At 44.8% G+C, this 25900-nt stretch carries 19 protein-coding genes and 1 tRNA gene; 9 read left to right on the top strand and 11 right to left on the bottom strand.

The genetic code is table 11. The features are described from left to right. Positions 1 to 91 precede the first annotated feature (91 nt). From ABDB91_RS06165 to ABDB91_RS06155, 3 genes are all read right to left on the bottom strand, one after another. A complete protein-coding gene (locus tag ABDB91_RS06165; RefSeq protein ID WP_347490726.1) occupies positions 92 to 1513 on the bottom strand; it encodes an FMN-binding glutamate synthase family protein in 1422 nt (473 codons plus the stop codon). Between the two features lie 288 nt (positions 1514 to 1801). Then, positions 1802 to 3544, bottom strand: coding sequence for a sigma 54-interacting transcriptional regulator (locus ABDB91_RS06160; protein ID WP_347491541.1), 1743 nt, complete (start codon positions 3542 to 3544; stop codon positions 1802 to 1804). A gap of 141 nt (positions 3545 to 3685) precedes the next feature. After that, entirely contained in the window at positions 3686 to 5056 is a 1371-nt protein-coding gene (locus ABDB91_RS06155) for an acetyl-CoA hydrolase/transferase C-terminal domain-containing protein (protein WP_347490725.1), read from the bottom strand. A 381-nt stretch (positions 5057 to 5437) separates the two neighbouring features. Here ABDB91_RS06155 and ABDB91_RS06150 point away from each other — a divergent pair, with 381 nt between their 5' ends. From ABDB91_RS06150 to ABDB91_RS06140, 3 genes are all read left to right on the top strand, one after another. After that, the gene (locus ABDB91_RS06150) at positions 5438 to 6334 is read left to right on the top strand and encodes a DUF2520 domain-containing protein (RefSeq protein ID WP_347490724.1); all 897 of its coding nucleotides are present in this window, start codon (positions 5438 to 5440) and stop codon (positions 6332 to 6334) included. A 274-nt stretch (positions 6335 to 6608) separates the two neighbouring features. Further along, positions 6609 to 6941, top strand: a complete 333-nt coding sequence (locus tag ABDB91_RS06145; RefSeq protein WP_347490723.1) for a carboxymuconolactone decarboxylase family protein — start codon at positions 6609 to 6611, stop codon at positions 6939 to 6941. An 18-nt stretch (positions 6942 to 6959) separates the two neighbouring features. Continuing rightward, the gene (locus tag ABDB91_RS06140; protein WP_347490722.1) at positions 6960 to 7328 is read left to right on the top strand and encodes a hypothetical protein; all 369 of its coding nucleotides are present in this window, start codon (positions 6960 to 6962) and stop codon (positions 7326 to 7328) included. Between the two features lie 174 nt (positions 7329 to 7502). Here the strand turns inward: ABDB91_RS06140 and ABDB91_RS06135 are convergent, their stop codons facing one another. The 3 genes from ABDB91_RS06135 to ABDB91_RS06125 all read right to left on the bottom strand — a co-directional run bounded on the left by ABDB91_RS06135 (position 7503) and on the right by ABDB91_RS06125 (position 14945). Then, a complete protein-coding gene (locus ABDB91_RS06135; protein WP_347490721.1) occupies positions 7503 to 8117 on the bottom strand; it encodes a YigZ family protein in 615 nt (204 codons plus the stop codon). A gap of 281 nt (positions 8118 to 8398) precedes the next feature. Continuing rightward, a complete protein-coding gene (locus ABDB91_RS06130) occupies positions 8399 to 11680 on the bottom strand; it encodes a DEAD/DEAH box helicase (protein WP_347490720.1) in 3282 nt (1093 codons plus the stop codon). Positions 11681 to 13022: 1342 nt separating this feature from the next. Then, positions 13023 to 14945, bottom strand: coding sequence for an aconitate hydratase (locus ABDB91_RS06125; RefSeq protein WP_347490719.1), 1923 nt, complete (start codon positions 14943 to 14945; stop codon positions 13023 to 13025). Between the two features lie 544 nt (positions 14946 to 15489). Between ABDB91_RS06125 and gnd the strand changes: the two genes are divergently transcribed. The 3 genes from gnd (at position 15490) to ABDB91_RS06110 (ending at position 18654) form a co-directional block, all read left to right on the top strand. After that, positions 15490 to 16398 (top strand): phosphogluconate dehydrogenase (NAD(+)-dependent, decarboxylating), encoded by a 909-nt coding sequence (gnd, locus tag ABDB91_RS06120; RefSeq protein WP_347490718.1) that lies wholly within the window; start codon positions 15490 to 15492, stop codon positions 16396 to 16398. Then, a complete protein-coding gene (gene zwf / locus ABDB91_RS06115) occupies positions 16373 to 17929 on the top strand; it encodes a glucose-6-phosphate dehydrogenase (RefSeq protein WP_347490717.1) in 1557 nt (518 codons plus the stop codon). Before gnd ends, zwf begins: the two co-directional genes overlap by 26 nt. 107 nt (positions 17930 to 18036) lie before the next feature. Then, positions 18037 to 18654 (top strand): cyclase family protein, encoded by a 618-nt coding sequence (locus ABDB91_RS06110; RefSeq protein WP_347490716.1) that lies wholly within the window; start codon positions 18037 to 18039, stop codon positions 18652 to 18654. 88 nt (positions 18655 to 18742) lie between these two features. Here the strand turns inward: ABDB91_RS06110 and spoVT are convergent, their stop codons facing one another. Continuing rightward, on the bottom strand, positions 18743 to 19276 hold the full coding sequence (gene spoVT, locus ABDB91_RS06105) for a stage V sporulation protein T (RefSeq protein WP_347490715.1): 534 nt from the start codon (positions 19274 to 19276) through the stop codon (positions 18743 to 18745). A 176-nt stretch (positions 19277 to 19452) separates the two neighbouring features. Next, positions 19453 to 20856 (bottom strand): diguanylate cyclase, encoded by a 1404-nt coding sequence (locus ABDB91_RS06100; RefSeq protein ID WP_347490714.1) that lies wholly within the window; start codon positions 20854 to 20856, stop codon positions 19453 to 19455. Positions 20857 to 21410: 554 nt separating this feature from the next. On the opposite strand from ABDB91_RS06100, the gene ABDB91_RS06095 reads away from it, so the two are divergent. From ABDB91_RS06095 to ABDB91_RS06085, 3 genes are all read left to right on the top strand, one after another. Beyond that, positions 21411 to 22025 (top strand): DUF47 family protein, encoded by a 615-nt coding sequence (locus ABDB91_RS06095; RefSeq protein WP_347490713.1) that lies wholly within the window; start codon positions 21411 to 21413, stop codon positions 22023 to 22025. An 11-nt stretch (positions 22026 to 22036) separates the two neighbouring features. Beyond that, on the top strand, positions 22037 to 23035 hold the full coding sequence (locus tag ABDB91_RS06090) for an inorganic phosphate transporter (protein ID WP_347490712.1): 999 nt from the start codon (positions 22037 to 22039) through the stop codon (positions 23033 to 23035). Between the two features lie 495 nt (positions 23036 to 23530). Next, entirely contained in the window at positions 23531 to 24133 is a 603-nt protein-coding gene (locus ABDB91_RS06085; RefSeq protein ID WP_347491540.1) for a class I SAM-dependent methyltransferase, read from the top strand. A 75-nt stretch (positions 24134 to 24208) separates the two neighbouring features. Here ABDB91_RS06085 and ABDB91_RS06080 read toward each other — a convergent pair whose 3' ends face one another. The 3 genes from ABDB91_RS06080 to ABDB91_RS06070 form a co-directional block, all read right to left on the bottom strand. After that, positions 24209 to 24454 carry a hypothetical protein gene (locus ABDB91_RS06080; protein WP_347490711.1) on the bottom strand — a complete coding sequence of 82 codons (246 nt, stop codon included), beginning with the start codon at positions 24452 to 24454 and terminating at the stop codon, positions 24209 to 24211. Beyond that, positions 24454 to 24912 (bottom strand): hypothetical protein, encoded by a 459-nt coding sequence (locus ABDB91_RS06075; RefSeq protein WP_347490710.1) that lies wholly within the window; start codon positions 24910 to 24912, stop codon positions 24454 to 24456. The genes ABDB91_RS06080 and ABDB91_RS06075 overlap by 1 nt, the downstream gene beginning before the upstream one ends. Before the next feature lie 810 nt (positions 24913 to 25722). Then, positions 25723 to 25811: transfer RNA gene (locus ABDB91_RS06070), tRNA-Leu, on the bottom strand. Between the last annotated feature and the right edge of the window lie 89 nt (positions 25812 to 25900).

Genomic DNA, 25900 nt, shown 5'->3' with positions numbered 1-25900 from the left:
GGCTGAACATCGGGGCTTCAGATGGGGGTTCTGCCCACCTGAAGTAAAAATAGAAACTCCCACTTATAGAAGTGAGAGTCTTGGAATTTGATTAATTTGTCCAACGTATTTCCTTATAACCTAAAGGTATATCCGCAACCTCCGCTGTCAAATGATCCAGAGCGAATAAATCACTTTTATCAACCTCACTAATATTACTTTTACCCAAGGCTTTCACTGCATCTTTTATTTCTTTGTTACAGGAGATAAGATAATTAGCCAGGGTTTTGGCACCCTTTTCTACATTTAACTTACTTTGATATTTTCCCCTGTACCAGATTAATTCCGGAGGCGGTTCCCAGGGGAACGGCTTTAAAACCTGGGTGTGACTCATGGCAAATAAAGCAATAGTGCCGATATATACGGCATTCGCCCCTAGAGCAATAGCTTTAAGATAATCGCCCGGGGTTACCAAGCCGCCGGAGACTATCAGACTTACTTTATTGTTTAATTCGTGCTTTTTAAGAAAATTAGCAGCTCTAACCACAGCGAATAAAGTTGGCAGCCCAAAGTCATCCTGCAGTATTGGCGCTGTCCCTTTAGAACCCGCATTGCTGCCGTCAAGTGTCAAGAAATCCACACCGGATGCACAGGCTATACGAAGATCCTCTTCCAAGTACTTACTTGCCGCCATTTTTACTCCAACCGGCACCCCCCGGGTAATTTCTTTAAGGTACGTTACCAGGTCCCTCAATTTATCTTTATTTTCTTTTATTCCGGGGAGAGCAGAATGAACCACCCCCTTTTCCCCCCATCCCAGGCCCATCATATTTCTTATTTTCCAGTCGATTTCTTTATCGTCAATGTAATATCCAACCCCTCCGGTTGCTCCCTGTCCAATATAGATTTCAATCATATCCGCCTGTTTTAGAATCTCGGCGGATTTATTCCACTTACCTCTGTTATATTGAATGATAAGCTTGCCCGCGGCTTTCCTTTCCCCCGGCAAAAAGGGTCCTTCGCCGGTATTAGTGGCAGTACCGGCCGCTTTGCTCCCTTTAGCCAATGCTATTTTGGTCTTGGCGGACAGTGACAGAGCATAAGCCATCCCGGCAATCATGATGGGCATATCTATTTGCATAGGTCTCCGGGCACAGGGTCCGATAGTCACCCTGGTATCTATGGGCATTCCTTCATCAGTGGGCAATCGATGTAACTGGGCAAAGTTAAACATAATACCGTCAAAATCGGGTATCTTTTTAGGACTTCCCAAAGGACGTCTGATTATTTGGCCCGACTGGCCCCTTAAATTGGTCTCGACAATGTTTTGCAGTCCGGTTTTACGGGCTGCCGAAACAAATTCCCAAAGATTTTCAGAAAATGGATCTATCATTATTCTATGCACTAAACTATCGTTAGCCCTGTCGACAGCCTTTCTGGCAAGCCAAACGGCTCCCTTATAGCCTATATATCCCAAGGCGCCGGCAAGAAGTATCTTATGCGGCCAAGCATTACTTTTATTATTATCAAGCATTGTTGATTTCCTTTTACTATAGTTGTTATTTATATTTTTTCGCTAACAATAATATCTATACCCAAAGGTGAATTCATTCAGCTAAAGCCGAACATCGGGACTAATGCAAAGTATTGGAATTTATCAAGCCTTGGCATTATTTCCAAGTTTGCCACCGGCTTTCCTCAAGCTATGATAGCTGCACAAAAAAAAAGCCCGGAGATACGGACTTAATACACAATTTATAATTTTAATTCAGCTTTACAATAAACCACTGCCCGGAATATACATCCAGGGATGGTAGATCGCCTATATTTTGTAACGGTTTATCTTCTTGTAGAGCCCCGCCCTTGATATACCCAACATAGCGGCTGCCCGATTCTTATTATTTCCGCAGGTCTGCAAAGCATCAATAATGGCTTCCCTTTCAATATCCTCGACCATCTTGGCCAGCCCGCCTTCGCGACTTATCCACTTATACTTTTGATGGTTATATAAATACAATGGCAGGTGTTCCTTATGGATTAAACTACCGTCTATAACGTTAAATGCCCTTTCCACAACATTTTCCAGTTCCCGAACATTACCCGGCCAACGATGATTTTTTAATATCTGAATAACCTCGTTCTCCACCCCCGTAACCTTAAGACCAAATATATTATTAAATCGTTTTATAAAATAATCCAGCAACAATTCAATGTCTTCAACCCTTTTGCACAGAGGCGGAATATTTAGGGTAACTACATTAACCCGGTAGTAAAGATCCTCGCGAAATTCCCCATTAACAATCATTTCCTCGAGATTGCGATTGGTGGCTGCAATTACACGCACATCCACCTTGCGCGGCTTGGTGTCTCCGAGACGTTCAATCTCTTTTTCCTGAAGCACGCGAAGTAGTTTGGCCTGCATCATTAGCGGCATATCGCCGATTTCGTCCAGAAATATTACCCCTTTGTCGGCCAGCTCAAATTTACCGATATGTCCCCCTCTTTTGGCTCCTGTGAAAGCCCCTTCCCTATAACCAAATAATTCTGATTCAAGAAGGTTTTCGGGAATTGCGGCACAGTTCACCCGAACAAAAGGCCCACGGTAGCGACCGCTTTCGGTGTGAATAGCGTGGGCAAACAGTTCCTTGCCCGTGCCGCTTTCCCCCCTGATCAGCACTGTGGAATGGCTCTTAGCTACTCGTTTGACAGTCTCTTTTAGGGCACTGAACGCAGGGCTTTGCCCAATAATTTGATCGGAGGTAAAACGAGTACGCTGTGTACGCCCCAGTTCATCCCTGTAATAGTCACGCTGACTGCGCAATTTTTGAATTTTTTGGGACAGGGCATACAAATCAGATATTGTTTTAAAAGCTACCGTACCCAGCGCACCGACAATTTGCCCGTCCTTTTTTATAGGCATTCTGTTGGCTATTATCTCCTTGCCATTTAAGGTAGTAACATATCCGTGCTCGGTTTCACCGGTCTCCATTGATTGGGCAAATATGGGATTACGATTATAAATCTTTTTTACATTCTGGCCTATAATTTCCTGGGCCTTTTTATTGAAAAAACTGGCATAAGCCTGGTTCACCATGGTAATTTTATAATCTTTGTCAATGGCAACTATGCCATCACTGGATAATTCCAGAACATTAGCCAGGGTCTCCTTGAGTTCACGAACTTTTTCATTTTTAGTGGTCAGCGTATCAATAATATTTTGAATTACGGTTACATCCTGAAATACAGCCACGGCCCCTGCGATTTTACCATCAATGATAATCGGGTTGCGATTTGAAAGGTAAGTTTCATTGTTCAGTATAAACCTACAGCCCAATTGCGGCTTTCCTTCCGTCATCACCTCCAGGAGCCCGGTATCGGGAAAAAACTTTTCCACATGACGGCCAACAATCAGCCAAATCGGTAGAGCAAGAAATTTTTCCACCTGCTGGTTGCAGTAAACAACCACTCCGGCACAATTTATGGCCAACACCGCATTACTTGACGAATCAATTATGTCCTCCAAATTAATAACAATGTCTTCTAATTTAAGCCTTGCAATTGCCATATTCACACCAGACCTTCTAGTGCTAAGTTTTATTATAAATTCGATATATAATCACCTAAAACCCGCCACTAAACAGAGTTAAAACCTGTACCGCTCAATGTGAATTGTTTAGCGCATCCGGTAATAAACTTTAGTTTATAATCAGATTAATTCCATTTTATGTGCCGCTGCCTGCAACTCAGTGCGAAAGTCGGGATGTGCTATCGCTATCAGTGCCAGTGCCCTTTCCCTGGCTGTTTTACCACGCAGTTTGGCCACTCCGAATTCAGTGACCACATGATCCACATCGTTTTTAGAACAGCTTACCACAGCACCTTTCTGCAGCACGGGCACTATTTTAGAAACTTTACCGTTTTTAGCAGTACTATGCAATGCGACAAATCCCTTACCACCGGGAGAACGCAGGCATCCCCTGGCAAAATCCGTCTGACCGCCGGTAGCGCTGTACTGCCTGGGACCGATGCTCTCCGAAGCGCACTGGCCCAGCAAGTCTATCTGAAGAGTGGCATTTATCGAAACCATCTTATAATTTTGACCAATAATATAGGGATCATTAACATAGGATACCGGGTACAACTCCACCAGGGGATTATCGCTTATAAAGTCGTACAACCTTCTGGTGCCGGCGGCAAAAGTGCCAATGATTTTCCCTGCGTGAAGGGTCTTTTTGCTTCCCGTTACCGCTCCGCTTTCAATTAAATCCACCATGCCGTCTGTCACCATTTCCGTATGTATGCCCAAGTTTTTCTTATGCTGTAAGATATCAGCCACGGCATTGGGTATACTGCCTATACCAAGCTGTAAGGTGGAGCCATCTTCAACTAATTCCGCTATATAGCCTCCGATAATTTTGTCATTTTCCGTTGTGGCAGGTATGGGTATCTCAGGTATGGGATCATTGTTTTCTACAATAAAATCCACTTCCGAGATATGAATTAGACTTTCTCCTCTGGTCCTGGGCATGTTCGGATTGACTTCCAGAATAATTACCCTGGCCTGAGCCGCCGCAGTACTGGTATAGTCCACTGAAAGTCCGAAACTAAAATAACCCCTGTCATCCATGGGTGAGACCGTTCCCATAAAAATATCCACATTAATATATTTCTGAAAAAACAGCGGATATTCATGAAAGTGCCCCGGCATAAAATCGGCTCGCCCTTCGTTAACAGCCTGCCGGTTAGGACCACTGGTAAACCAGGAAACATGACGAAAACTTTTGGCCATTTCGGGATTCAAATAGTTAGCTTCCCTAATCGGCAACATCTGGTGCACCTTTACCTCTTCCAGTTCATGGTGCCGCCTGGCCATAGCCTCAAGCAAAGCCGGCGGTTCCCCGCAGCCAAAGGCCAAAACAATATTATCACCGGACTTAATAACTTGTACGGCTTCTTGTGCGGCAACCAATTTGCGTTTATAAAGCTCCCGAAGATTTTTTTGTATCCTGGGATAAAATATTAATTTCTTTTTCTCTGCATATGAATAATACATTTCCCGGGATAGGTCTAAAGACATTTTCTGATCCTCCTCTGTTATACAAATCTAAAAATTAAAATTATTCTTGTTATCTTGTATTAGTCGCAATTGTCATACCAGTAAGGCATAGATCCGAAAACTCCGTTAACCCTATAAACAGCCGGCAACCGCCCAAATTACGATAAGTTATTATGGTCTACCTCGTAGACGGGCATAATAAAAAGCTCTGCAGAACCCAGCTTAGCCGCATGTTTGGGGCAATGTCTACTAAGTTGACACTGCCAACGAAGTATACTAATTCACAATGGATATGCACTATCTTTCTGAAATTTTCCCCATGTTTTATAACCCATGTTAAATCTTGCCTCCCCGCTGGTTATGTGTTAAAATTCCCAGAGTATTGTTAAAAGGAGCGCTAATATGAGCAAGGTATCCATTGCTATTATCGGGGCCGGTAAAGTAGGCTCGGCTCTGGGCATTTTACTGCAACAAAAAGGTTACGATGTGGCCGCAGTGGCCAGTCGTACCGCGGAATCAGCGGAACAGCTGGGCCGCCGGCTTAATTGCCCTGTACTGAATAACAAAGAAGCCGCATTCCGGGCTGAACTGGTTTTTATCACCACCCCCGATCGCAGTATAGCCCCTGTGGCTGCCGAAATTGCCGGATCGGGCGGTTTTCGGCCGGGGCAGGTAGTGGCGCATACCAGCGGTGCCCACGCCGCCGGTGAATTACACGGCGTCCGGGAGGCGGGTGCATGTGCGATGAGCATCCATCCGCTGCAATCCTTTGCGGAAGTGGCAGCCGCTATGGAAAACCTGCCGGGCTCGTACTTTGCCCTGGAAGGCGATGAGAGTGCTTTGCCTCTGGCCCGGCAGGTAGTGGAAGACCTGAACGGCAAGTGGTTTACCATATCCGCCGCCGACAAGCCGATTTATCACGCGGCAGCCTGTATAGCCTCCAATTATCTGGTATCACTGATGCATTTCGCCACCGGTTTATACGCCCAGTTCGGTCTGAAGCCCAAAGAAGCCTTTGAGGCTTTGTATCCACTGGTGCAGGGTACGGTGGCTAATATAACCAAAGCAGGGCCCACGGGCGCGCTGACCGGACCGGTCGCCCGGGGCGACACTCCCACTATTGCCGGACACATGAAAGCATTCCGGGAACTTGACCCCCGGCTGCAAGAGCTGTACAGCCTTTTGGGACAATACACGGTTAAAGTGGCCCTGGAAAAGGGTAGTATAAACCATGAGCAAAGTGAAGAGTTAATTAAAGTATTTAGGTCAAAGAAGACGGGAGATTCCGGAAAGCCATAGGATTCCAAAAGCATTATATATACACTGAAGACCAAATCCGCACTGCAATATGGCAATATATCATATCCAAGTATATACAATTATCCGACTATATAAATGAAAGCTTCCGGGTGAGCCCGGAGGCTTTCATTTCGTTTAAACTGCAGACAGAAGATATAATAATTGCGTCCAATGCCCATGGCGCGACAATACGCCATTTAGTTAATATATTGACAATATAGCTGTAAATAATTATAATAAATAACAATTAAGAAAAGCAAAGGGGCGGAGGTATATGGAAAAAGGAGACGCCATGCTGAAGCAAATCGAGCAAGGAAAAAATTTTCTGCAGGGAGCCATGCCCGGGATCATGGATAAATTTAATTCTTTTCATGATGTGGTTTTTCAGGACGGTACCCTCTCCGCCAAGGAAAAAAGACTTATTGGTCTGGGTATGGCCCTGGCATTAAAATGCGATTTTTGCATTGCAGTGCACTTAAAGGCGCTAAAGGCGCTGGGAGCCAGCCTGGAGGAAGTACTGGAGGTATGCGGTGTAGGCATGCTCATGCACGGAGGCCCGGGTATGGCTTACAGCACATTGATAATTAAGCTGTGGAAGGAAATATAAAATTCGGAGGTGTATTTTATGATTTGCGCCAAATGCGGGGAAGAAATCCCAGCCGGCGATGAAATGCAACTGCATGGTCAAACCCTGTGTGAAGACTGTTTCATTATTGCCGTCGAGCCGCCCAAAACATGCGACGTAGCCGCGGTACACAGCGCAGTCACCCACCGCAAGCAGTTCGGACAAACCGGCACGGAGGGGTTAACCAAACTGCAGAAAGAAATATATGAATTCGTCAAAGAAAAAGGCAAAGTTACCCGCCCGGAAATTGCCAGGCATTTTGATTTAAAGGATTGGGAGCTGGAAAGAAATTTTGCCGTACTGCGGCATTGTGAGCTGCTTAAAGGCACTAAAGTAGAAAAAACCATATATATCACTACTATGAGCTAACCAAAAGCTAACCAAACCGTATTAAACTTATTGCAAACAAGGCCATTTTGCATCACACCAAGAATTAACCGAAGATATAATCATTACAGAAAGAAACAATAGCAGCCCGGCAGGGTTACATTATCCCGCGGGCTGCTATTGTTAATGGCAGCAAATACTGCCTATATCAGCTATTTACAAATACAAATATTCACCCGGTACGATTTCGATCTGTGCGGCGGTTAAATCCTGCAAGCGTTTAATCATTACATTGATTTTATCAGACAGCAGGTACGCTTGCAAATGCACCCGCTGTGCATAACTTATGTTAACTTGCCGCCCGCCGTTATTTTCCATCTCGCGTTTAATCGTCCCCAGCCACGTGTAATCCATAGTAATATTTATTTCCCGGTACAACGTTCTTTCCACAATGCCGGCAGCTTCTATCCCTTGCACGGCGGTTTCCTTATAGGCCCGGACCAAGCCACCGGCTCCAAGCAATATGCCGCCGAAATATCTCGTAACCACCAGCGCTATGCCGGACAAGCCCTTATGCCTGATAACCTCCAGCACCGGCTTTCCCGCTGTGCCGGCGGGCTCTCCGTCATCACTGCAGCGCAAACTTTGCTCATTGATTACATAGGCATAAACGTTATGGTTGGCCTGGCTATGCTCTTTTCTTATTTGACTAACAAAGTTTATCGCATCCCGCTCATTTTCAACCGGGCAGGCTGAAGCAATAAAGCGCGACTTTTTAATTATGATTTCCGCTTGCGCCGGCTTTGCTATAGTGAGCATATTATTTTTCATATAATTTACCACCTGTTCCCTGAAACCGCTCCTTAAATTCCGTAACATTCATATTTATTTACCGACCCCACAGCGAAAAGTATAGTTTATCGAACGCTGATGGGTTTACCGCTCCTCGGCGTGGTAAAGTAGACCACCCCAACACCTGGCACCTGTCAAGACAGCGAAAGCTTTGCTCAAAAAGTAATTTATACTGTGGCACTAACAACCACTCGTTAAATTAGTTTCTAAAGCAACATACTTTCGATTATTTTTAACCAATGCCCGGCAACACCCACTGCTCACATGTCAAACAGTTCTCTTACCTCTTGCTCCGTCATTTTGGCAAGCATGGTTTCCCCGGGTTTAATCACTGACTCTATCATGGCTTTTTTCTTTTGCTGCAGCGCGTATATTTTTTCTTCAATAGTGCCCCTGGTAATCAGGCTGATCACCTGCACCGAGTTTTTTTGACCAATGCGGTAAGCCCGGTCGGTGGCCTGCTCCTCCACGGCAGGATTCCACCAGGGGTCATAGTGAATAACCATGTCGGCACCGGTTAAATTCAGTCCCGTACCCCCGGCCTTTAAGGAGATCAAAAAAGCATCTCCCTTACCCCTGTTAAAGGCCCGCACCATTTGCCCCCTTTCTTCCGCTTTGCTGGAACCGTCCAGGTAAAAATAATTTATTTGCTCACCATCCATCAGTTTACGAATAATAGCCAGCATAGCAACGAATTGTGAAAAAAGCAAAACCCGGTGACCGCTGTTGACGGCATCCTTTAAAAATTCCTTTAAATAGATTAGCTTGCCGCTGTCACCGTCATAATTATCTAAAAAGGTAGCCGGGTGGCAGCAAATTTGGCGCAGTCTGGTTAATAACGCCAAAATCTTAATTTGACTTTTTTCAAATCCGCCGTTTGCCAGCACTGTATTTACCTCTTGTCTGGCCTGGTGCAGATAAGAAACGTATATTTTCTTTTGCTCGGTGGTTAAATCAGCCAGCACTTTGCTTTCAATCTTGGGCGGCAGTTCCTGCAGAACTTCGGTTTTCATCCTTCTCAGGATAAACGGGGCAATTTGTTTCTGCAGTATTCTAAGCGCCTTTTCGTCTTGATTTTTGACGACAGGCCGTTCATATTTCTTTACAAACTTTTGATGATTAAGCAGATAGCCGGGCATGACGAAATCAAAAATAGACCATAGCTCCGTCAAACCGTTTTCAATGGGAGTGCCGGTTAAAGCAAAGCAACTCCTGGCTTTGATTGTTTTGACCGACTTGGCGTTTATTGAATTGGGATTCTTAATGTGCTGCGCTTCATCCAGAAAACAATAGCCGAAATTAAAATCCGCATACAATTCCACATCCCGCCGCAGCAACGCATATGAGGTAACCACCAGGTCCGCATTTTTAGCCTCCGCCAGCAGGTTCTCCCTTTCTTTTAAGCTGCCTGAAACCACTACAACTTTTAAGCCGGGGGCAAATTTACCGACTTCATCCTGCCAATTATAGACCACGGAAGTAGGAGCCACCACCATTGACGGTGCCTGTACCCGTTCCCTTTCAGACAGCACAAATGCAATGGCCTGAAACGTTTTACCCAGTCCCATGTCATCCGCCAGAATACCGCCCAACCCGTACATAGCCAGCGTTTTCAACCATTTAAAACCCGTGCGCTGGTACTCCCGCGGCACCCCGTTAATACCTCCGGGCAACACGAAATCCATATCCTGCGGTTCGCTGATACTTTGCACCAGCTGTTTGAAGGCCTGATTTCTTTCCACTTGCATATTTGATTCCCTTAAACAGCGATCAATGTATATTGCTCTGGATTTGGGAATGCTGAGCACTTTTTTCTGCAAGTCCCGCCCGGAGATATTCAAAGAGTCCAGCATATTGGCCAACTGGTATAATTGATTGTCTTCGGTATCCAGTGGTAAAAACGAGCCGTCCCGCAAGCGATAATATTTTTTCTTTTCCCGCAGCGACTGAAATATATTACCTATCTCATTCATGTCAATATCATCCAGCTGAAAGGAAAAATCCAGCATGTCGCTTTCTTCGTTCAAGCGCACTCCACCGCTAAAGGCCGCCTTATCTCTGACCCGCATATTGCGGAATCTTTCGCTGTAGTAAACATCCGCCAGGTCCTGCAATTCCGGCAATACATGATATACAAATTCATATATCATTTCCTCATCCTTGAGGTATAAGCTACCGTTAACCGTTCTAAACTCGGCCCGTTCTAAAAGATTTAATATAGCCCCCTCACTATCCAAATCCCGTATCAGTATTCTATCTCCCGTTAGCCTGTCATTATCATTGGCGAACGGATTAATCTTAATCGGTCCGTATTCAAAATCAACCCTGGCCGTAACAGCCTCATCTTTTCTATCCAGGTAGATTTCTGTCTTTAATTCGGTTTCAAAAAAGCTGTCTTGTACAGCGGGCGAAATTTGCACTTGCCCGATTTTTTTGAGGGTCGGTAAAACTTGGGTTACAAAACGCTCCCCTTGTTGAGCTGTTAACCGGATGCCTCTTGCAGATTGAGCAAAGGCATCGGCAAGAGGAGCAAAGTATTTTGCCTGCAACTTGGAAACCTTGTATATTTCACCATTAAAAAAAACATATTCCCCCGTCTTAATCAGCGGCAGATAGCCTGCCGCTCTGAGTTGCAATTCAAGCTGTGCACCGCTTTTATCCAGTAAAAACTGCAGAGGTAAATCCTGTTCCAGCACCTGTATATTTTTATATTCACTATCAGGCAATTTTAAATTAAACTTTTCCGATGGCAAGAGATCAAGCAATTTTTTAGCCGTCGCCTGGGTTAAAATAATTGTTTTACCGCTAAATACACTGCCATGATTTATTTTTCTGTTTACGTACCACCACATATTATCATGAATGGTTTTCTCCACTTCATATATTGACCGCAGAAAATCGATCAACGGTTTGTCCTCAGGCTTAAAAAAATGCCTTGCGGGATCAAAGGTAAAATTCTTGCCAAAAACCACACTTGTCCCGTTATCCAAAGCCTCAAACAGCTTTTTTATGCTCTTCACGACATAAGATTTATTTTCACCCATGCGCAGAGAAAGAGCGGGAACGGCCTCCATTCGGCCATCCACTCTTTGAAGCGATATTTCGACAGTGGCTTCCGTATAAACAGGTATCCGAGTCTGGTCATGCAAGTTATATTCAAAATAATTTAAAATGCTTTCTGCCCGGGGATCGCTTTGGCCGATTTTTTTAGCATTAGTTCCGGTTTTAGTTTTTTTGCTTCCCACAGTGACACTGGATCCGCGCTGACCGGCCTTCAGCACGGCTACGATATGCTTACAGCCCCCCTCGTACTGGTAAAAGGCAGGACAATCACAGTACATATGAATCAATTCCCCGTTTGGCGCAAAACATACCTCAACTTCATATCGGTCACTGCCCAGTACCACAGCTGAAATGCACAAATCATGCTCATTTATTTCCATTTTCACTACCCGGTTTTCATGGTAATATTTTAACCCCTTTGCAAAAACCAGGCTGTTAGAAGCCAGATGTTTTATAGTGGCGTCACTAATATCAAACATTTATTGCACCCCGCTTATGACAGAGTATATTACAAATTATATTTTACTTTATTTACTGATTCATTTCGACATGTACTATACTAATTTTTCTTCTTGAATTCAACTAACGGGCAACTGCGCCAAGCTTGCAGCTTATCTTTTAAAAAAAGCCCGGCACAATAACCGGTCCGATTACTTGCCGCGCTCAATCAGCCCTCATAGGCTACTTAATTCAACAAACATTTATAAAGGAACAGTACCTATAATATCAAATATTGAATGCATTAAACATACAACTATATAAAGATAATGGCATCAAAACTGCAATTTTCTTTACATACACCACATTCAATGCAAAGGGACCGGTTTATGCGATAAATGGGATAGGTTCTTTCTATGGCTTCAGCCGGGCATACTGTTATACAGGTATCGCAAAAACGACATTTATCAGTAATTATATACATGATATCGAAACTCCTATTACTTACTTAATTAAATAGATTTATATATGCAAATAATATATTACGTTTTAATACCGGTCAAGACAATAAAATATGACCCCTTCCCCTCTAAATCTATAACATTGCCAAAAGTAACGGGGGCTTTTTTACAAGAGTGGCTATATAAAAGGATGCGGGCTTGAAGAGGACAAAAACGCATATCCGCCTCTCCTCTATGGAATACTACCCCAACAAAGGAGAGGGTGATTTTTTGTATAAACACGATAAGAACTTGCTGGAAATGGCACGGGTAGAACGACCCAATCCTTAGTGTGCGGTCATGTTGCGGGAACAGCTGAAGTGGGAGTCTCGAAATCTGATAAATAAGCGCCGGCCCAGGTCAACCAGTCCGGAACCAAGATAAGGTATATTTGCAAAAAAGAAATAAAAAAGAATCTTTACAGGGAAAAATAGTTATTAATATGGTTTCATAAATAGCTTATTATTTTCATGAGCAATATAGGCGTCACAAATTTTTCCTGGCAACGCCCACTTACGGGCGTTATTTTTTTATTTTCCAGATATAAAAACCCCTTTTAGACAATTAGCTAAAGAGCTTCCTTGATGAAATAAAAATTCAAGAACAACATATTAAAAACGGCCATCAATGCCTATCGTATGCTTTGGCCTTTAAATACACGCCAAGCATTCACTTCCGCTTACAAGCGTACTTCCTCTCGATTGCTTTACAGCAGATCATTGACGAGCCAATGTGCAACCGCCTGGTGCTTCTCCATTGAAGCAAGTTCTAAGATTCAGGGGGAGATTCAACTCCCCCTGAATTTTAGAACTGCAAAATGCATGACTCAGTTGGCGTTGCACTCCACTTATAAAAGTGGAATACTTACGCCAAGTTAATCAGGTTAGATCCTGCCCTTAACGTACTTTAACAGTCCTCCGGCCAGCAAAATTTCTATCTGCCGTTCTGAAAGACTGTGCTTTACAGGGTAAAGCTTTTTCCTGGTGATGTTGCGCACTTGCACATTATTGGCGGCCAGGTCCCGCCGGGCATCTTCAATTAGCAGCACATCACCGGGCTGTATATCATCATAATCCTCTTCGCTGGCAAACGTAAGGGGCAGAAGCCCAAAGTTCACCAGATTCTGCATATGAATCCGGGCAAAGGATTTGGCAATAACCGCTTTAATACCCAGGTACAGCGGTGCCAGCGCAGCATGCTCCCGGCTGGAGCCCTGCCCGTAATTTAAACCGCCGACAATAATACCGCCGGCGGCGGCCAGCGCCCGCTCGGCAAAAGCAGCATCCACCCGCTCAAAGGCATGCATGGATATGGCGGGTATATTGGAGCGCAGCGCCAGAATTTTGGCCCCGGCCGGCATAATATGATCAGTAGTAATATTATCCCCCACCTTGAGCAGCACCTCGCCCTTAATTTCCCCGGGCAGCGGGCTGGCAACGGGCAGCGGCTTTATATTGGGTCCCATCACCGGTTCCAAATCCTCCCGGTTATCCGGCGGGGCAATAATCATCCGGTCATCCACATGAAATTTTTCGGGCATGGGCACCTCAATTGGTTCACCCAGCTCGCGGGGGTCGGTAATTTTACCGGTTAGCGCCGCCGCAGCGGCCGCCTCGCAGCTGACCAGGCAAATTTTAGCATCCACGGTACCGCTGCGCCCTTCAAAGTTGCGGTTGGAAGTGCGCAATGACATACCTGCGGAACAAGGGGATTGCCCCACGCCTACGCAAGGACCACAAGCACACTCCAGAATTCTGGCCCCCGCAGCCACCAGGTCGGCCAGTGCCCCGTTTGCCGCCAAACTGCCCAGCACCTGACGCGATCCGGGCGCTATCACCAAGCTTACCTTGGAATGCACTGTCTTCCCCTTCAAAATAGCGGCCACCCGCATTAAATCGGTATAGGAAGAGTTGGTACAGCTGCCTATAAATACCTGATCCACTTGTTGTCCGGCCACATCGGCTATTTTAACTACATTGTCCGGCATATGCGGCAGGGCAATCAGCGGCTCCAACTCGTCCAGATGAATATCAATAACTTCATCATACTGCGCATCCGGGTCGGGCAGCAGCTCCACGAAATCGCCGGCCCTGTTCTGGGCGGCCAGGAACCTGGCGGTAACGTCATCACTGGGGAATATTGACGATGTGGCACCCAACTCAGCGCCCATATTGGTGACGGTGGCCCGCTCGGGCACGCTTAAAAAAGCCACTCCCGGACCGGTATATTCCATTACCTTACCTACTCCACCTTTAACAGTGAGCCGCCGGAGTACTTCCAAAATAATATCTTTAGCTGCCACCCAGGGGGCCGGTTTGCCATATAGGCGGATATTAACCACCTGAGGCATTTTAACGTAAAAAGGGTAGCCCGCCATGGCAGTGGCCACATCCAACCCGCCGGCCCCGATGGCCAGCATGCCAAGTCCGCCGCTGGTAGGGGTATGACTGTCCGAACCGAGCAGTGTTTTACCCGGCACACCAAAACGCTCCAGGTGTACCTGGTGACAAATACCGTTGCCCATGCGGGAGAATTTTACACCGAATTTAGCGGCGGCACTTTGCAAAAACCTATGGTCATCCGCGTTTTCAAAACCCACCTGCAGAGTGTTGTGATCCACATAGCTGACGGAAAGCTCCGTCCGCACGGAAGGAATACCGATAGCCTCGAATTCAAGATAAGCCATTGTGCCCGTGGCATCCTGGGTGAGGGTCTGATCTATCCTCAGTGCAATTTCTTTGCCCGGCGTCATCTCACCTTCCGCCAGATGGGATGCAATAATTTTCCTGGTCATATTCTGGCCCACTTTGTCCACTCCCTTTCTAAATATCGCCCGGTTTTATTTCTATATACAACCGTACTATGTCGGTTAGCCCTATTCAGATCAGCATAATCACATTTGGCGCAAATACACGCTAGTCATAATCATATCACTTAGTGCCAAGCACCGCACGAAAAATTGTCTTACCATACCATACCGGAACCTTGCCAATTATACACACTTACAGTAATATTGTTGAGTTGCCAGCATTACGCAAGCAAATCATTTTAGAAAAATTCAACATAAAGTATAGAAATCCTTTTCACCAAGCATTCCTCCTTGTCGAAAAAGCGCTATAACCAGCCATTCCCACATAAAAACCCATAGGCCAGGATAAAATAATGCCCAGCACGGGTACTTATAGTTGCCATTAATACTGCCGCTTTCAAACCAGTGCTTTCAAAGCAGTAATAATTTTAGCATAGCTTTTGAAAAAAGTTGTGTAATGGGCAGGCCCGTGTCATTTGTTAATTTACTTATCCGGATATTATTAGTTGATTTTAGTCTGAGTCCCAGGAGGTTTTCCCTTATGCAAATAGGCTTAATCGGGCTGGGGAAAATGGGTTTTAACCTGGCCCTTAATATGCGGGATCATGGACATCAAGTGCTGGGTTTCAGCAGAACCGCGGCTACGGTGCAGCGGGCGCTGGCGGAAGGCATCACCGGGGCTGGCAGTGTGGAGGGATTGGTGGCCGGGCTGCCACCGCGCCGGGTGATCTGGCTGATGGTGCCGGCCGGCCGGCCCGTGGATGATAATCTAGCCAAACTAGTGCCTTTATTAGGTGAGCACGATATCATCATCGACGGAGGCAATTCCAATTACCGGGACACCCTGGCCAGATACCAAATGTTAAAAGAAAAAAACATCAACCTTGTTGACGTGGGCACCAGCGGCGGCACAGAGGGGGCCAGGCACGGAGCCTGCGCTATGATTGGCGCGGACCCGGCGGTATTCGCCTATCTGAAGCCGCTTTTTCAAGACATCTGCGTAGAAAGCGGTTATTTACATACCGGAGCCAGTGGTTCCGGACATTTTGTCAAAATGGTACACAATGGCATTGAGTATGGTATGATACAGGCCATCGGGGAAGGTTTTGAAATACTGGACAAGTGCGGCTTTGCCCTTGATCCGGCAGCGGTGGCCAGGGTTTGGAATCACGGTTCAGTTATCCGGAGCTGGCTTATCGAACTGGCTGAACAAACATTTAGGCAGGACCCCGGCCTGGCATCCATCAATGGTGTGGTTCATTCATCGGGCGAAGGGCTGTGGACCGTACAGGAGGCCCTGGACTTAAAGGTGCCTGTACCCGTAATTGCCGGTTCCCTTTTTATGCGCTATCGTTCGGAACAGGAGGATACCTTTAGCGGCAAATTAGCGGCCGCATTGAGAAATCAATTTGGGGGCCATCAAGTTGATAAAAAACAGTTGGACAAGTGATGCTATAGTAAACGCAGGCAATACTTTTAACTTCAGCATCAGCACGAACCCCTCCTGCATACTGGTTATTTTCGGCGGCACCGGTGATTTGACTCACCGCAAGTTAATGCCCGCTCTGTATAACCTGCAATGCTCTCAGAAACTGCCCGGCCAGTTTGCCGTAGTGGCCGTCGGCAGGCGGGACAAAAGCCATGAGGATTACCGATATGAAGTATATGCTTCCATCAAGAACTTCTCCCGTTTTGATATACGGGAGCAATCCTGGGATAAGCTGCACCGGAGGATATATTACCGGCAATTTAATTTTACCGATCCCGGCGGTTATATCGGGTTGGCCGATTTTTTGCGACAGCTCGATGAACAATATCAAACTCGCGGCAACCGTATTTTTTACCTGGCGGTGGCGCCGGAATACTTCAGTGTTATAGTGGAAAAACTGCAGGCCTGCGGCCTGGCGCATCACGGCAAAAGCTGGCAGCGGGTGATGATTGAAAAGCCTTTCGGCCGTGATTTATCCTCGGCGCGCCGATTAAACCAAAAGATCACCGAGGTGTTTAAGGAAAAAGATATCTTTCGCATTGATCATTACTTAGGCAAGGAAATGCTGCAGAACATCATGGTGATCAGATTTGCCAATATGTTCTTTGAACCCGTCTGGAACAACCAGTTTATCGATAACATACAGATTACCTCCTGTGAAAAGGTGGGAGTAGAAAACCGGGGCGGTTATTATGAACAATCCGGAGCACTGCGAGATATGGTGCAAAACCATATGCTGCAACTGCTCAGCCTTACCGCGATGGAACCGCCCGCCGGCCTGGACACTGAAGCTATCCGAAATGAAAAAGTCAAAGTACTTAGCTCCCTGCAAAGATTCACCCCCGAGCTAGTGCATAAAAATGTGATTCGGGGGCAATACGGCCCCGGCATAGCAAAAGGTGAAACCGTGCCGGGCTACAGGCAAGAGAAGTTGGTGGCACCCGACTCCAACACGGAAACTTTTATGGCCCTTAAGGTACACGTAGAAAACTTCCGTTGGGCGGGAGTACCCTTTTATATCCGTACCGGCAAAAGAATGCCGTTTAAATCCACCCAAATTATTGTGCAGTTCAAACCGCTGCCTAAAGTTTTATATGCCCGGCGAGACGAACAGCTGCATCCCAACCTGCTGGTGATTAAAATCCAACCCCAGGAAGGGATATTTTTCCAAATTAACGCCAAAAAACCGGGCACACAAACCAATATCGTTCCCGTACAGATGGACTTTTGCCAAAACTGCCTAAACGATCTAAACTCTCCCGAGGCCTATGAAAGGCTGTTGTTCGAGGCCCTGCGGGGCGACTCCACATTATTTACCCGGTGGGACGAAGTGGAACATTCCTGGCAGTTTGTGGATAACATTGCCGCCACCTGGCAGCAGCACCTCCCCGCCTTCCCCAATTACCCCGCCGGTGACCGGGGACCGCAGGAAGCGGATAAGCTGGTCGCCCGGAACGGCCGGGAATGGCTGCATATTGGCAGGCAGCAGTGAACTCGTTCAGCCAAAGCCGAATATCGGGGCTTCAGACAGAGATTCTACCTCACCCGAAGTAGAAATAGGAAGGTTCAATTATAACCATGGATAAAAGGAGCTGCGCAATGAAAATCTATGATATCTCCATGGCTATTTACCCGGGCATGCCGGTGTATAAAAATAAAGCCGATAAACAACCTGTTTTATCGTGCATCAGTAATTTTTCCAACAGCAGCGCCTATGAATCCAGGATACAAATGGACATCCATACCGGCACCCACGTGGACGCCCCGCTGCACATGCTGCCATACGGTGCCGCCATCGACCAAATTGATTTAAGCAAGGTGATTACCCCTTGCAAAGTGTTCGATTTTAGCGACCGAACGGAAAAAATCAGCGCTTGTGATTTGTCGGCACGGGATATCAAGAAAGGTGATTTTATACTGCTGCGCACACGCAACTCTTATGCGGACAACTTTGATTTTGATTTTGTTTACCTGGAACGGAGCGGCGCTGCCTATTTAAGCAGCAAGGGGATCAGCGGCGTAGGCATAGACGCTCTGGGCATCGAAAGAAGTCAACCGGAACACCAAACGCATAAAATACTATTTAAGGCCGGGATAGTGATACTGGAAGGATTAAGACTGAAGGAAATCGCAGAAGGTGATTATTTGCTTGTAGCAGCTCCGCTAAGAATAAAGGGTGCCGAAGGGGCACCCACCAGGGCCGTATTACTTCGATAGCCGGCTGGCAAAGGTGCCGATAACAAGAAACCGGGCTTATAACAACCCGGCTCGGCAAGATTCCCTTACGTTTCTCGCATAGATAATCTTAAATCTTCATTTGTTTAGCCAGAAAAGCCGCTGCTGTTTCGGCAAGCTTATTTTCCAAGTTACCCATTTGGACATCCTCGTTGGAAGTGATGATCACAGCACCAATGGCATTATCATTGGTCACGATAGGAGCAACGATACTATTTTTAAAAGTCACGCGCTCGTCTTCTGTTAAACTATGTTCTTCCTCTAAGGTTTTAGTTTGAGCACTGCTGATAATATCCTCCAGTACGGTCCCAATCGGCTTCTTCAGCAAATCCTTTTTGAAGCCACCGGAAACTGCAATTATCTCATCTCGATCGGCAACACAAACGACATAGCCAATGGCCTCATGGAGTGAGTCGGCGTATTCCTTGGCATACTGACCTAAATCAGTAATGGGAGAATATTTTTTTAAAATTACCTCCCCTTCCCTGTCTACATATATTTCCAGTGGCTCACCGTCCTTAATCCTCATTGTGCGCCTAATTTCCTTGGGTATTACTACCCGGCCCAAATCATCTATTCTTCTAACAATACCAGTAGCTTTCATATTATCCTCCTTTTGATAGTTTTTTTATATTTCGCATGACAGTAGTTTAGTTTTTTCCCGATTAAAACTTATCATTAGTAGAAAAATATGAAAGTATGTGAGTAAAAAGAATCCATTCCTTAAAATTCCATGAAAATATAAAAACCACCCCATTTATCTTAGAGGCAGCTTTATACCTACCCGGCTCTGACTTCCATAAACTCTATAAACCGAGCAACCAGTTGAGGATCAAACTGGATTCCCGCATAATTTACAAGCTCAATGCGAGCCTGCTCACGCGATAACGTATCCCGATAGGGTCGGAAACTTACCATAGCCATGTATGCGTTGGCAATAGCTAAAATACGACATTCCAAGGGAATTTCTATCCCCTTTAAACCCAGCGGATAGCCATTGCCGTTCCACCATTCATGGTGTTTAAGTATCCAATCAGCTATAGGGAAAAGGTCGGGCGTCGACAGCGCCAAGCGGTGGCCAATTTCACAGTGCCGGCGCATCTCGGCCGCTTCTTCAGCCGTGAGCGGCCCAGGCTTAAAAAGTATATCCTCCGGCAAACCCACCTTGCCGATGTCATGAAATTGCGCCAACAGTCTCAGCCTGGAAACACTGGTGTCAGATAAGCCAACATCGGTACCAAACAACCCCACTAGTTGGCGAAATTTAACTACTTGCTCCGTAGTTATAAAATCCTTTGTTTTTAATGCTTCGAACAATGTCTTTATTATGGTACCCCTCGCGCGCTGACTATGCTGCAACTTCTCCCGATACATATTATTATCGGCTTCTTTAAATAGGTCATTCATATTTTTGCCGTCTCCGGATCGGGTGGCGTAGCCTATGGATATACTTAATGGAAGGTCGGGGCTGACTTTATTATGATTGGCCACGGCCCATCTGACTCTGCGACAGATGTTTTCCACCACATTTCTCTCACCATTGGGGAACAGTATAGCGAATTCATCGCCGCCAATCCTGGCTACCATGTCGCCGCCCCTGAAACAATCTCTTAGTATATCGGCGGCAACCATGATTAATGCATCTCCCTTATCATGCCCTAAAGTATCGTTAATAAATTTAAGACCATCCAAGTCACATAATACGATGGATGCCGGTACGTTACGCCCGGCATCCAATCGGCTCATCTCTTGTTCAAAATAAGCACGATTAAAAAGACCGGTAACCGGATCATGCAGACTAAGATAGCGCAGCTGTTCAACATCCTTTTTATAATGAGTAATCTCTTGCCCGATCCCATATATAACATTTTGGTCAGCTGCTTTAACCGGTACTATATTAAGCAGCAGTGTTTTAACTTGATCACCTATTGGATAGTTTATTTCGAATGTCTCCGGTTTCTCAAAGTCCTTTTTCCGCAGCATACGTTGTTCCAAATCCAGTGGTAAAATCGCATCTCCCAAACACCTGGCCGACAGTTCTTGTTTGTTACATTCCAAAAAATCCAGCCCCGCCCGGTTGGCATCAATATATCGATATTCTCCATCAAATACGAAGATAGGATTTAATGTATTTTCAAACATGGCTCTCAACTTAAGTTCACTTTTAAGTTGGCTTTTTTGCATCTGCCAGCACTCCCGTAGTACGTTCAACGTTTTTCCACTTTTACATTGCAAATAACAGAATATTGATAATACGTATGCCCTTATAGAAGTATTATGGAATACACGACTACCACATATTGCCAAAATGCAAGCCCGTTCAGGCAGTCAACTATCTGTATCTTCCAATATTTTAATACAAACTCACAGTCAATAAACGCCGCAATACGCTTAACAGTTTACTTATCCGATTCGTCCGGTGGCAAAGCTAAATCGCGAGAATTATCATACTACTTTACATGCTACTTTAACTGCTTTCTATCTTTTTAATTATTTGTTATTCCACACATATTAACAAAAACCTTCCTATAGTAGGATTTTTTCCTTATATTTATCCCACTCTAGTCCCATATTTCTATAATATGTTTTAACCAGGAACGGTATAACCGCCGGTCATGACTTTCGTGACCGGGCAGTATTTACTTGTTCCGCAAGTTAATATATCATTGGATAGTAAGTATTATTCTTATAGCCGTCACAGTAAATTCGCAAGGTCTTTTCAGCAGGAGGTAAATCAGATGTTCTTTAAAAAGAAAGATGTTTTTTTAGAAACCCTGGTATCAAGTACCCATAATTTAAGAGATGCCAGTGTTTTATTCCAAGAGGAAATTAACGATTTACGAGAAGTGGAATCATACGCGGAAAGAATAAAAATTCTTGAAGACAAAGGGGACGAGCTTACCCATAAGATCATTCATGCCTTAAACAAAACTTTTATTACGCCTTTGGAAAGGGAGGATATACTTGGTCTGGCATTAAAACTGGATGACGTTGTTGACGGCATAGAGGCATGCGCCGACCGTTTAGAATTGTACAAGGTAACCGAGGCTGATGATTATATTAAATTGTTTGTACAAATGATTGTTAATTGCGCCAATGAGATATGTACCGCCATGAGGCTGCTGGAACAAAAAAAATTACAGGAAATGTTAAGACACATATATAGAATCAATGAGTTGGAAAATGAAGCCGATCAGTTATTGAGGGAATGTATTAAAGATTTATTTGAAGAATATAACGACCCGATATTAATCATTAAAAAAAAGGAATTATACGAAATGCTGGAAGGTATCACAGATGCTTGTGAAGATGTGGCCGATATTCTAGAAGCCTTAATGATGCGCAATTCGTAAGGAGATTAATTATGGAATCTACTATACCGCTGGTTTTTATTGTAGTTATCATGGCACTTTCTTTTGATTTTATAAACGGTTTTCATGATACGGCCAACGCCATTGCCACTTCCGTATCCACCAAGGCATTAACCCCACGAATGGCTATTGTATTAGCTTCTTCAATGAATCTGGTTGGCGCATTAACCTTTACCGGCGTGGCCAAAACTATCGGCGGCAAAATCGCCAACCCTTTTGAACTGGAAAACGGATTAACTATTGTTATAGCCGCTTTAATTGCGGCTATAATTTGGAATTTAATAACCTGGTATTACGGCGTACCCAGCAGTTCCTCCCATGCCCTGATAGGATCACTAGCCGGTTCGGTAATTACTGCCGCGGGTCTGGCAGGAGTTAACTTAGAAGGTTTTATAACTATCATTCAAGCGCTGATCTTATCACCCTTTGCTGCCTTTGCCATTGGCTATATTATTATGTCGATACTGAGATTTATCTTTAAGAACGCCAACCCCCACTCTGTAAACCGCGGTTTTAGAACTATGCAAATTATAACGGCAGCTTTTCAGGCATTTAGTCACGGTACCAATGACGCTCAGAAGTCAATGGGCATCATCACCTTTGCTTTAATAGCCGGTGGGCTGCATCAGACAATGGAGATACCGTTTTGGGTTAAAATATCCTGCGCCCTGGCTATGGCATTGGGAACATCAATCGGCGGCTGGAGAATCATCAGAACTGTGGGCACTAAAATTATTAAACTGCAGCCAATTAGCGGTTTTGCTTCTGATTTAACATCAGCTACGATAATTATAAGCGCCACCGCACTGGGGCAACCCGTAAGCACCACCCATGTAATATCTTCCGCTATTATGGGCGTCGGCTCGGCTAAAAGTATTTCCTCTGTCAAATGGGGAACCGCACAGAGAATAGTTATCGCCTGGCTGATTACCTTACCCATAACTTCAATACTGGCAGGACTGACTTACATAGCTATATCCACAGTCATTTAAAGAAAGACAGTTGTTGTTCTTTTGTAGAGGTAAAAAAACATTTCTAAAGACTAACAGGTGAACCCTTTTAACTTTGCCGGAATTTATGTGATATTTAAGAAACCATATTCGCTGCTTTGTCGAAAAAGTTTATGCAAATTAACAAGAATATTTCGACAGAGGAGATTAGCCCTAAATTTTATTACGGATTCCGACCAATTTGCAACAGTTGTAAGAACTCTTTATTTCCGGGGATATGCAGGTTTTTTCTTTTTAAGAAGGTGATATTCAGGATATTGTAAGTTACATTCGTGTGTTGCAATAATCAGGTTATGAAGTATAATAATGGATAGGAGAAAGGCGTAACAATTTGTTCCATCGAGTATTCAGCGCCTGCCAGGATACCCTGAATGATGGATCCGAAAAAAATAGGTCCTTGCACTGAATTAGTGAATTTGCCGGAAATGGTGCACCGCTGAAGAACACGTTATGTCCGTGGGAGGTACAAACAAGATGATGATAGAGGAACGTTACAAGAAAAGATATAAAACAGGCGATACTCCTTGGGATATTGGCAAACCTGGTTTTAACCTTGTTCAGGCTGCAACCACGATGGAGATAAAACCCTGTAAAACTCTGGATATAGGATGCGGAACTGGCAATAACTCCATATGGCTATCTCAAAAAAGCTTTGATGTTATAGGTATTGACACATCAGAAATTGCAATACAAAAGGCCATAGAGGAAGCTTCAAAAGCTAACGTCAAATGTACCTTTATTGTAACTGACTTCCTTACGAACAAAATTGAAGGGGCGCCATTTGGTTTTGTGTTTGATAGAGGTTGTTTTCATTCATTAAAATCTGATCAAGAACGGAAGAGATTTGCTGAGAATACCGCTGCCTATTTAGAAAAAGACGGCCTGTGGCTGAGTATTACTGGCAACGCCGATGAACAACGTGACGGCCCGGGTCCACCGCAGCGTACTGCCAGAGATATTGTTAACTCCGTGGAACCTTACTTCGAAATCCTTTCGCTCGTCTCAAGCCACTTTGGATCTAACCATCCAAACCCGCCCAGAGCCTGGGTTTGCCTAATGCGAAAAAGACGTTCTGTATAAAATGCTAAACGAATCATTAATGATCACTAAGTCTTTATATTTGCCAAGGCCTATGTGCGCCAACAAAAAATTTTTTTATTTATTGAACTTGTTGTACCTGAAAAAATCTTCCTCGCTCTCAAAACCTAGATCCTTAACCATTTTATTGAATGTTCCGCTGGGAATGTCCCTTCCTTCGGCGTGGATATGGATGGATACTTGACAATATTGGCCTTTGTTGTCTATGCCTTCCCAAACAAAACGATTGCCCATCTTTCTTTTTTGGAGGCCCAGCTTCTTGCAAACCTTGATAAATACCCTGAAGTTACATGTGCCCATCATTAACTCCCGAAGATTAGTTTTTTAACTTCGTTCGCATTCTGACAATGAGCCAGTCTTATGACGTACGGATAATGAGATTTCCTGTCCGGGACATTTAAAAACAATTCAAGGCGATTAATATAATCCCGGGCATAATCAATGGTTAAATCAATTATCTGTTCTGTTGCCTCCTCCAATGTATCAGCGTAGGCATACAACTTGAGTTCATCCAGATGGATATTATGGGTCTTGGTTTCTTGGTCATAAGAAACCTTGGGCTTAAAGATATAGGCTTGTAACATTTCCAGTAATAAATTGGTTTTAATTAGGGAACACGTTTGTCTATCCCTACTTTTAGCGTCCATGCATATAATTTCCCTGCCGGTTAATGCACTGTCAATCAATCTGCACAGATCTTTTCTGAATTCGGCAATGGTAACGGCGGTGGTCATAGGCAGCCCCCCTGTGATATTTTCCAAAATATTTCACCCCTATGATAACATGCAGACTTACATTTGTACATATTGTATGTTATCACAAATGATATTATTACAACTTTTTAGACTTAATTTTAATCTAACATATGCCGATATTTATTTTAACGACAATGACTAGAGGAATCACTTAGGAAGGGGAAAAGAGGGAAGCCCAAGGAAGAAACAGTTACTCCAAACAGATCCCGATGCCACATTCATGCACATGAAAGATGACCACATGCGCAATGCCCAATTAAAATTAAAACCGGCCTACAACGTACAGACCGGAGTGGAGAGTGGATATACCGTTGCGGTGAAACCGCAGTTCCGGAATAACGGAAACCGTCAGTCCGGAACTGGGAAACCGCCATTAATGTAGATATAAGTGTTTCTGTGCGGTAAAGTCACAGTTCCGGTATGACGTTAACCACTAACTTGGGAATACTGGTAGGCCACTACTATCTACCCAACTTGTTTTTTCGGGTTCTAATTATTGTTATGGTCGTTTTTTTAAAGTAGCACTGTCCACAGCCTAACGCAAGGATTGAGAGATAGCTAAATGACTCTGGTTCTTGCATTGCTCGCCAATGGCGCCCTGGAACATCGCGCGCGGTGACTCTAATTCGTCGTGTTTCAAACTGCAGCGATGGACCGTCTTCTCTCGCATTACCGGCAGCATTATGCGGTGCTTCTCCCACAGCACGTTTCGTTTATCCACGGTTAATACTCCCTTCCAATGCGCAGCCAATCGGTACCCATAAAAAAAGTTAATGCACCCACCGAAAACGGGGATGCATTAACTGGCATATCAAGTGGTGCCGGAGACCGGAATCGAACCGGTACGATCATTACTGATCGAGGGATTTTAAGTCCCTTGCGTCTGCCAGTTCCGCCACTCCGGCAACATTCGCAAGGCATGTATTATTATATTTTATATGTACCCATATGTCAATTGGAATATTGCTCCGCAGTATTCTTTTTGCCCAAATAA

Source organism: Desulfoscipio sp. XC116, from assembly GCF_039851975.1.
GTDB lineage: Bacteria > Bacillota > Desulfotomaculia > Desulfotomaculales > Desulfallaceae > Sporotomaculum.
The sequence above is the reverse complement of the archived record's forward strand: the minus strand, read 5'-3'. Positions and strand labels throughout refer to the sequence as shown.

What these genes read in the sequence shown, in the direction of transcription:
- ABDB91_RS06165 (WP_347490726.1), bottom strand. Translation starts at nt 1,513, where the DNA reads ATGCTTGATAATAATAAAAGTAATGCTTGGCCGCATAAGATACTTCTT.
- ABDB91_RS06160 (WP_347491541.1), bottom strand. Translation starts at nt 3,544, where the DNA reads ATGGCAATTGCAAGGCTTAAATTAGAAGACATTGTTATTAATTTGGAG.
- ABDB91_RS06155 (WP_347490725.1), bottom strand. Translation starts at nt 5,056, where the DNA reads ATGTCTTTAGACCTATCCCGGGAAATGTATTATTCATATGCAGAGAAA.
- ABDB91_RS06150 (WP_347490724.1), top strand. Translation starts at nt 5,438, where the DNA reads ATGAGCAAGGTATCCATTGCTATTATCGGGGCCGGTAAAGTAGGCTCG.
- ABDB91_RS06145 (WP_347490723.1), top strand. Translation starts at nt 6,609, where the DNA reads ATGGAAAAAGGAGACGCCATGCTGAAGCAAATCGAGCAAGGAAAAAAT.
- ABDB91_RS06140 (WP_347490722.1), top strand. Translation starts at nt 6,960, where the DNA reads ATGATTTGCGCCAAATGCGGGGAAGAAATCCCAGCCGGCGATGAAATG.
- ABDB91_RS06135 (WP_347490721.1), bottom strand. Translation starts at nt 8,117, where the DNA reads ATGAAAAATAATATGCTCACTATAGCAAAGCCGGCGCAAGCGGAAATC.
- ABDB91_RS06130 (WP_347490720.1), bottom strand. Translation starts at nt 11,680, where the DNA reads ATGTTTGATATTAGTGACGCCACTATAAAACATCTGGCTTCTAACAGC.
- gnd (WP_347490718.1), top strand. Translation starts at nt 15,490, where the DNA reads ATGCAAATAGGCTTAATCGGGCTGGGGAAAATGGGTTTTAACCTGGCC.
- ABDB91_RS06110 (WP_347490716.1), top strand. Translation starts at nt 18,037, where the DNA reads ATGAAAATCTATGATATCTCCATGGCTATTTACCCGGGCATGCCGGTG.
- spoVT (WP_347490715.1), bottom strand. Translation starts at nt 19,276, where the DNA reads ATGAAAGCTACTGGTATTGTTAGAAGAATAGATGATTTGGGCCGGGTA.
- ABDB91_RS06100 (WP_347490714.1), bottom strand. Translation starts at nt 20,856, where the DNA reads ATGCAAAAAAGCCAACTTAAAAGTGAACTTAAGTTGAGAGCCATGTTT.
- ABDB91_RS06095 (WP_347490713.1), top strand. Translation starts at nt 21,411, where the DNA reads ATGTTCTTTAAAAAGAAAGATGTTTTTTTAGAAACCCTGGTATCAAGT.
- ABDB91_RS06090 (WP_347490712.1), top strand. Translation starts at nt 22,037, where the DNA reads ATGGAATCTACTATACCGCTGGTTTTTATTGTAGTTATCATGGCACTT.
- ABDB91_RS06085 (WP_347491540.1), top strand. Translation starts at nt 23,531, where the DNA reads ATGATAGAGGAACGTTACAAGAAAAGATATAAAACAGGCGATACTCCT.
- ABDB91_RS06080 (WP_347490711.1), bottom strand. Translation starts at nt 24,454, where the DNA reads ATGATGGGCACATGTAACTTCAGGGTATTTATCAAGGTTTGCAAGAAG.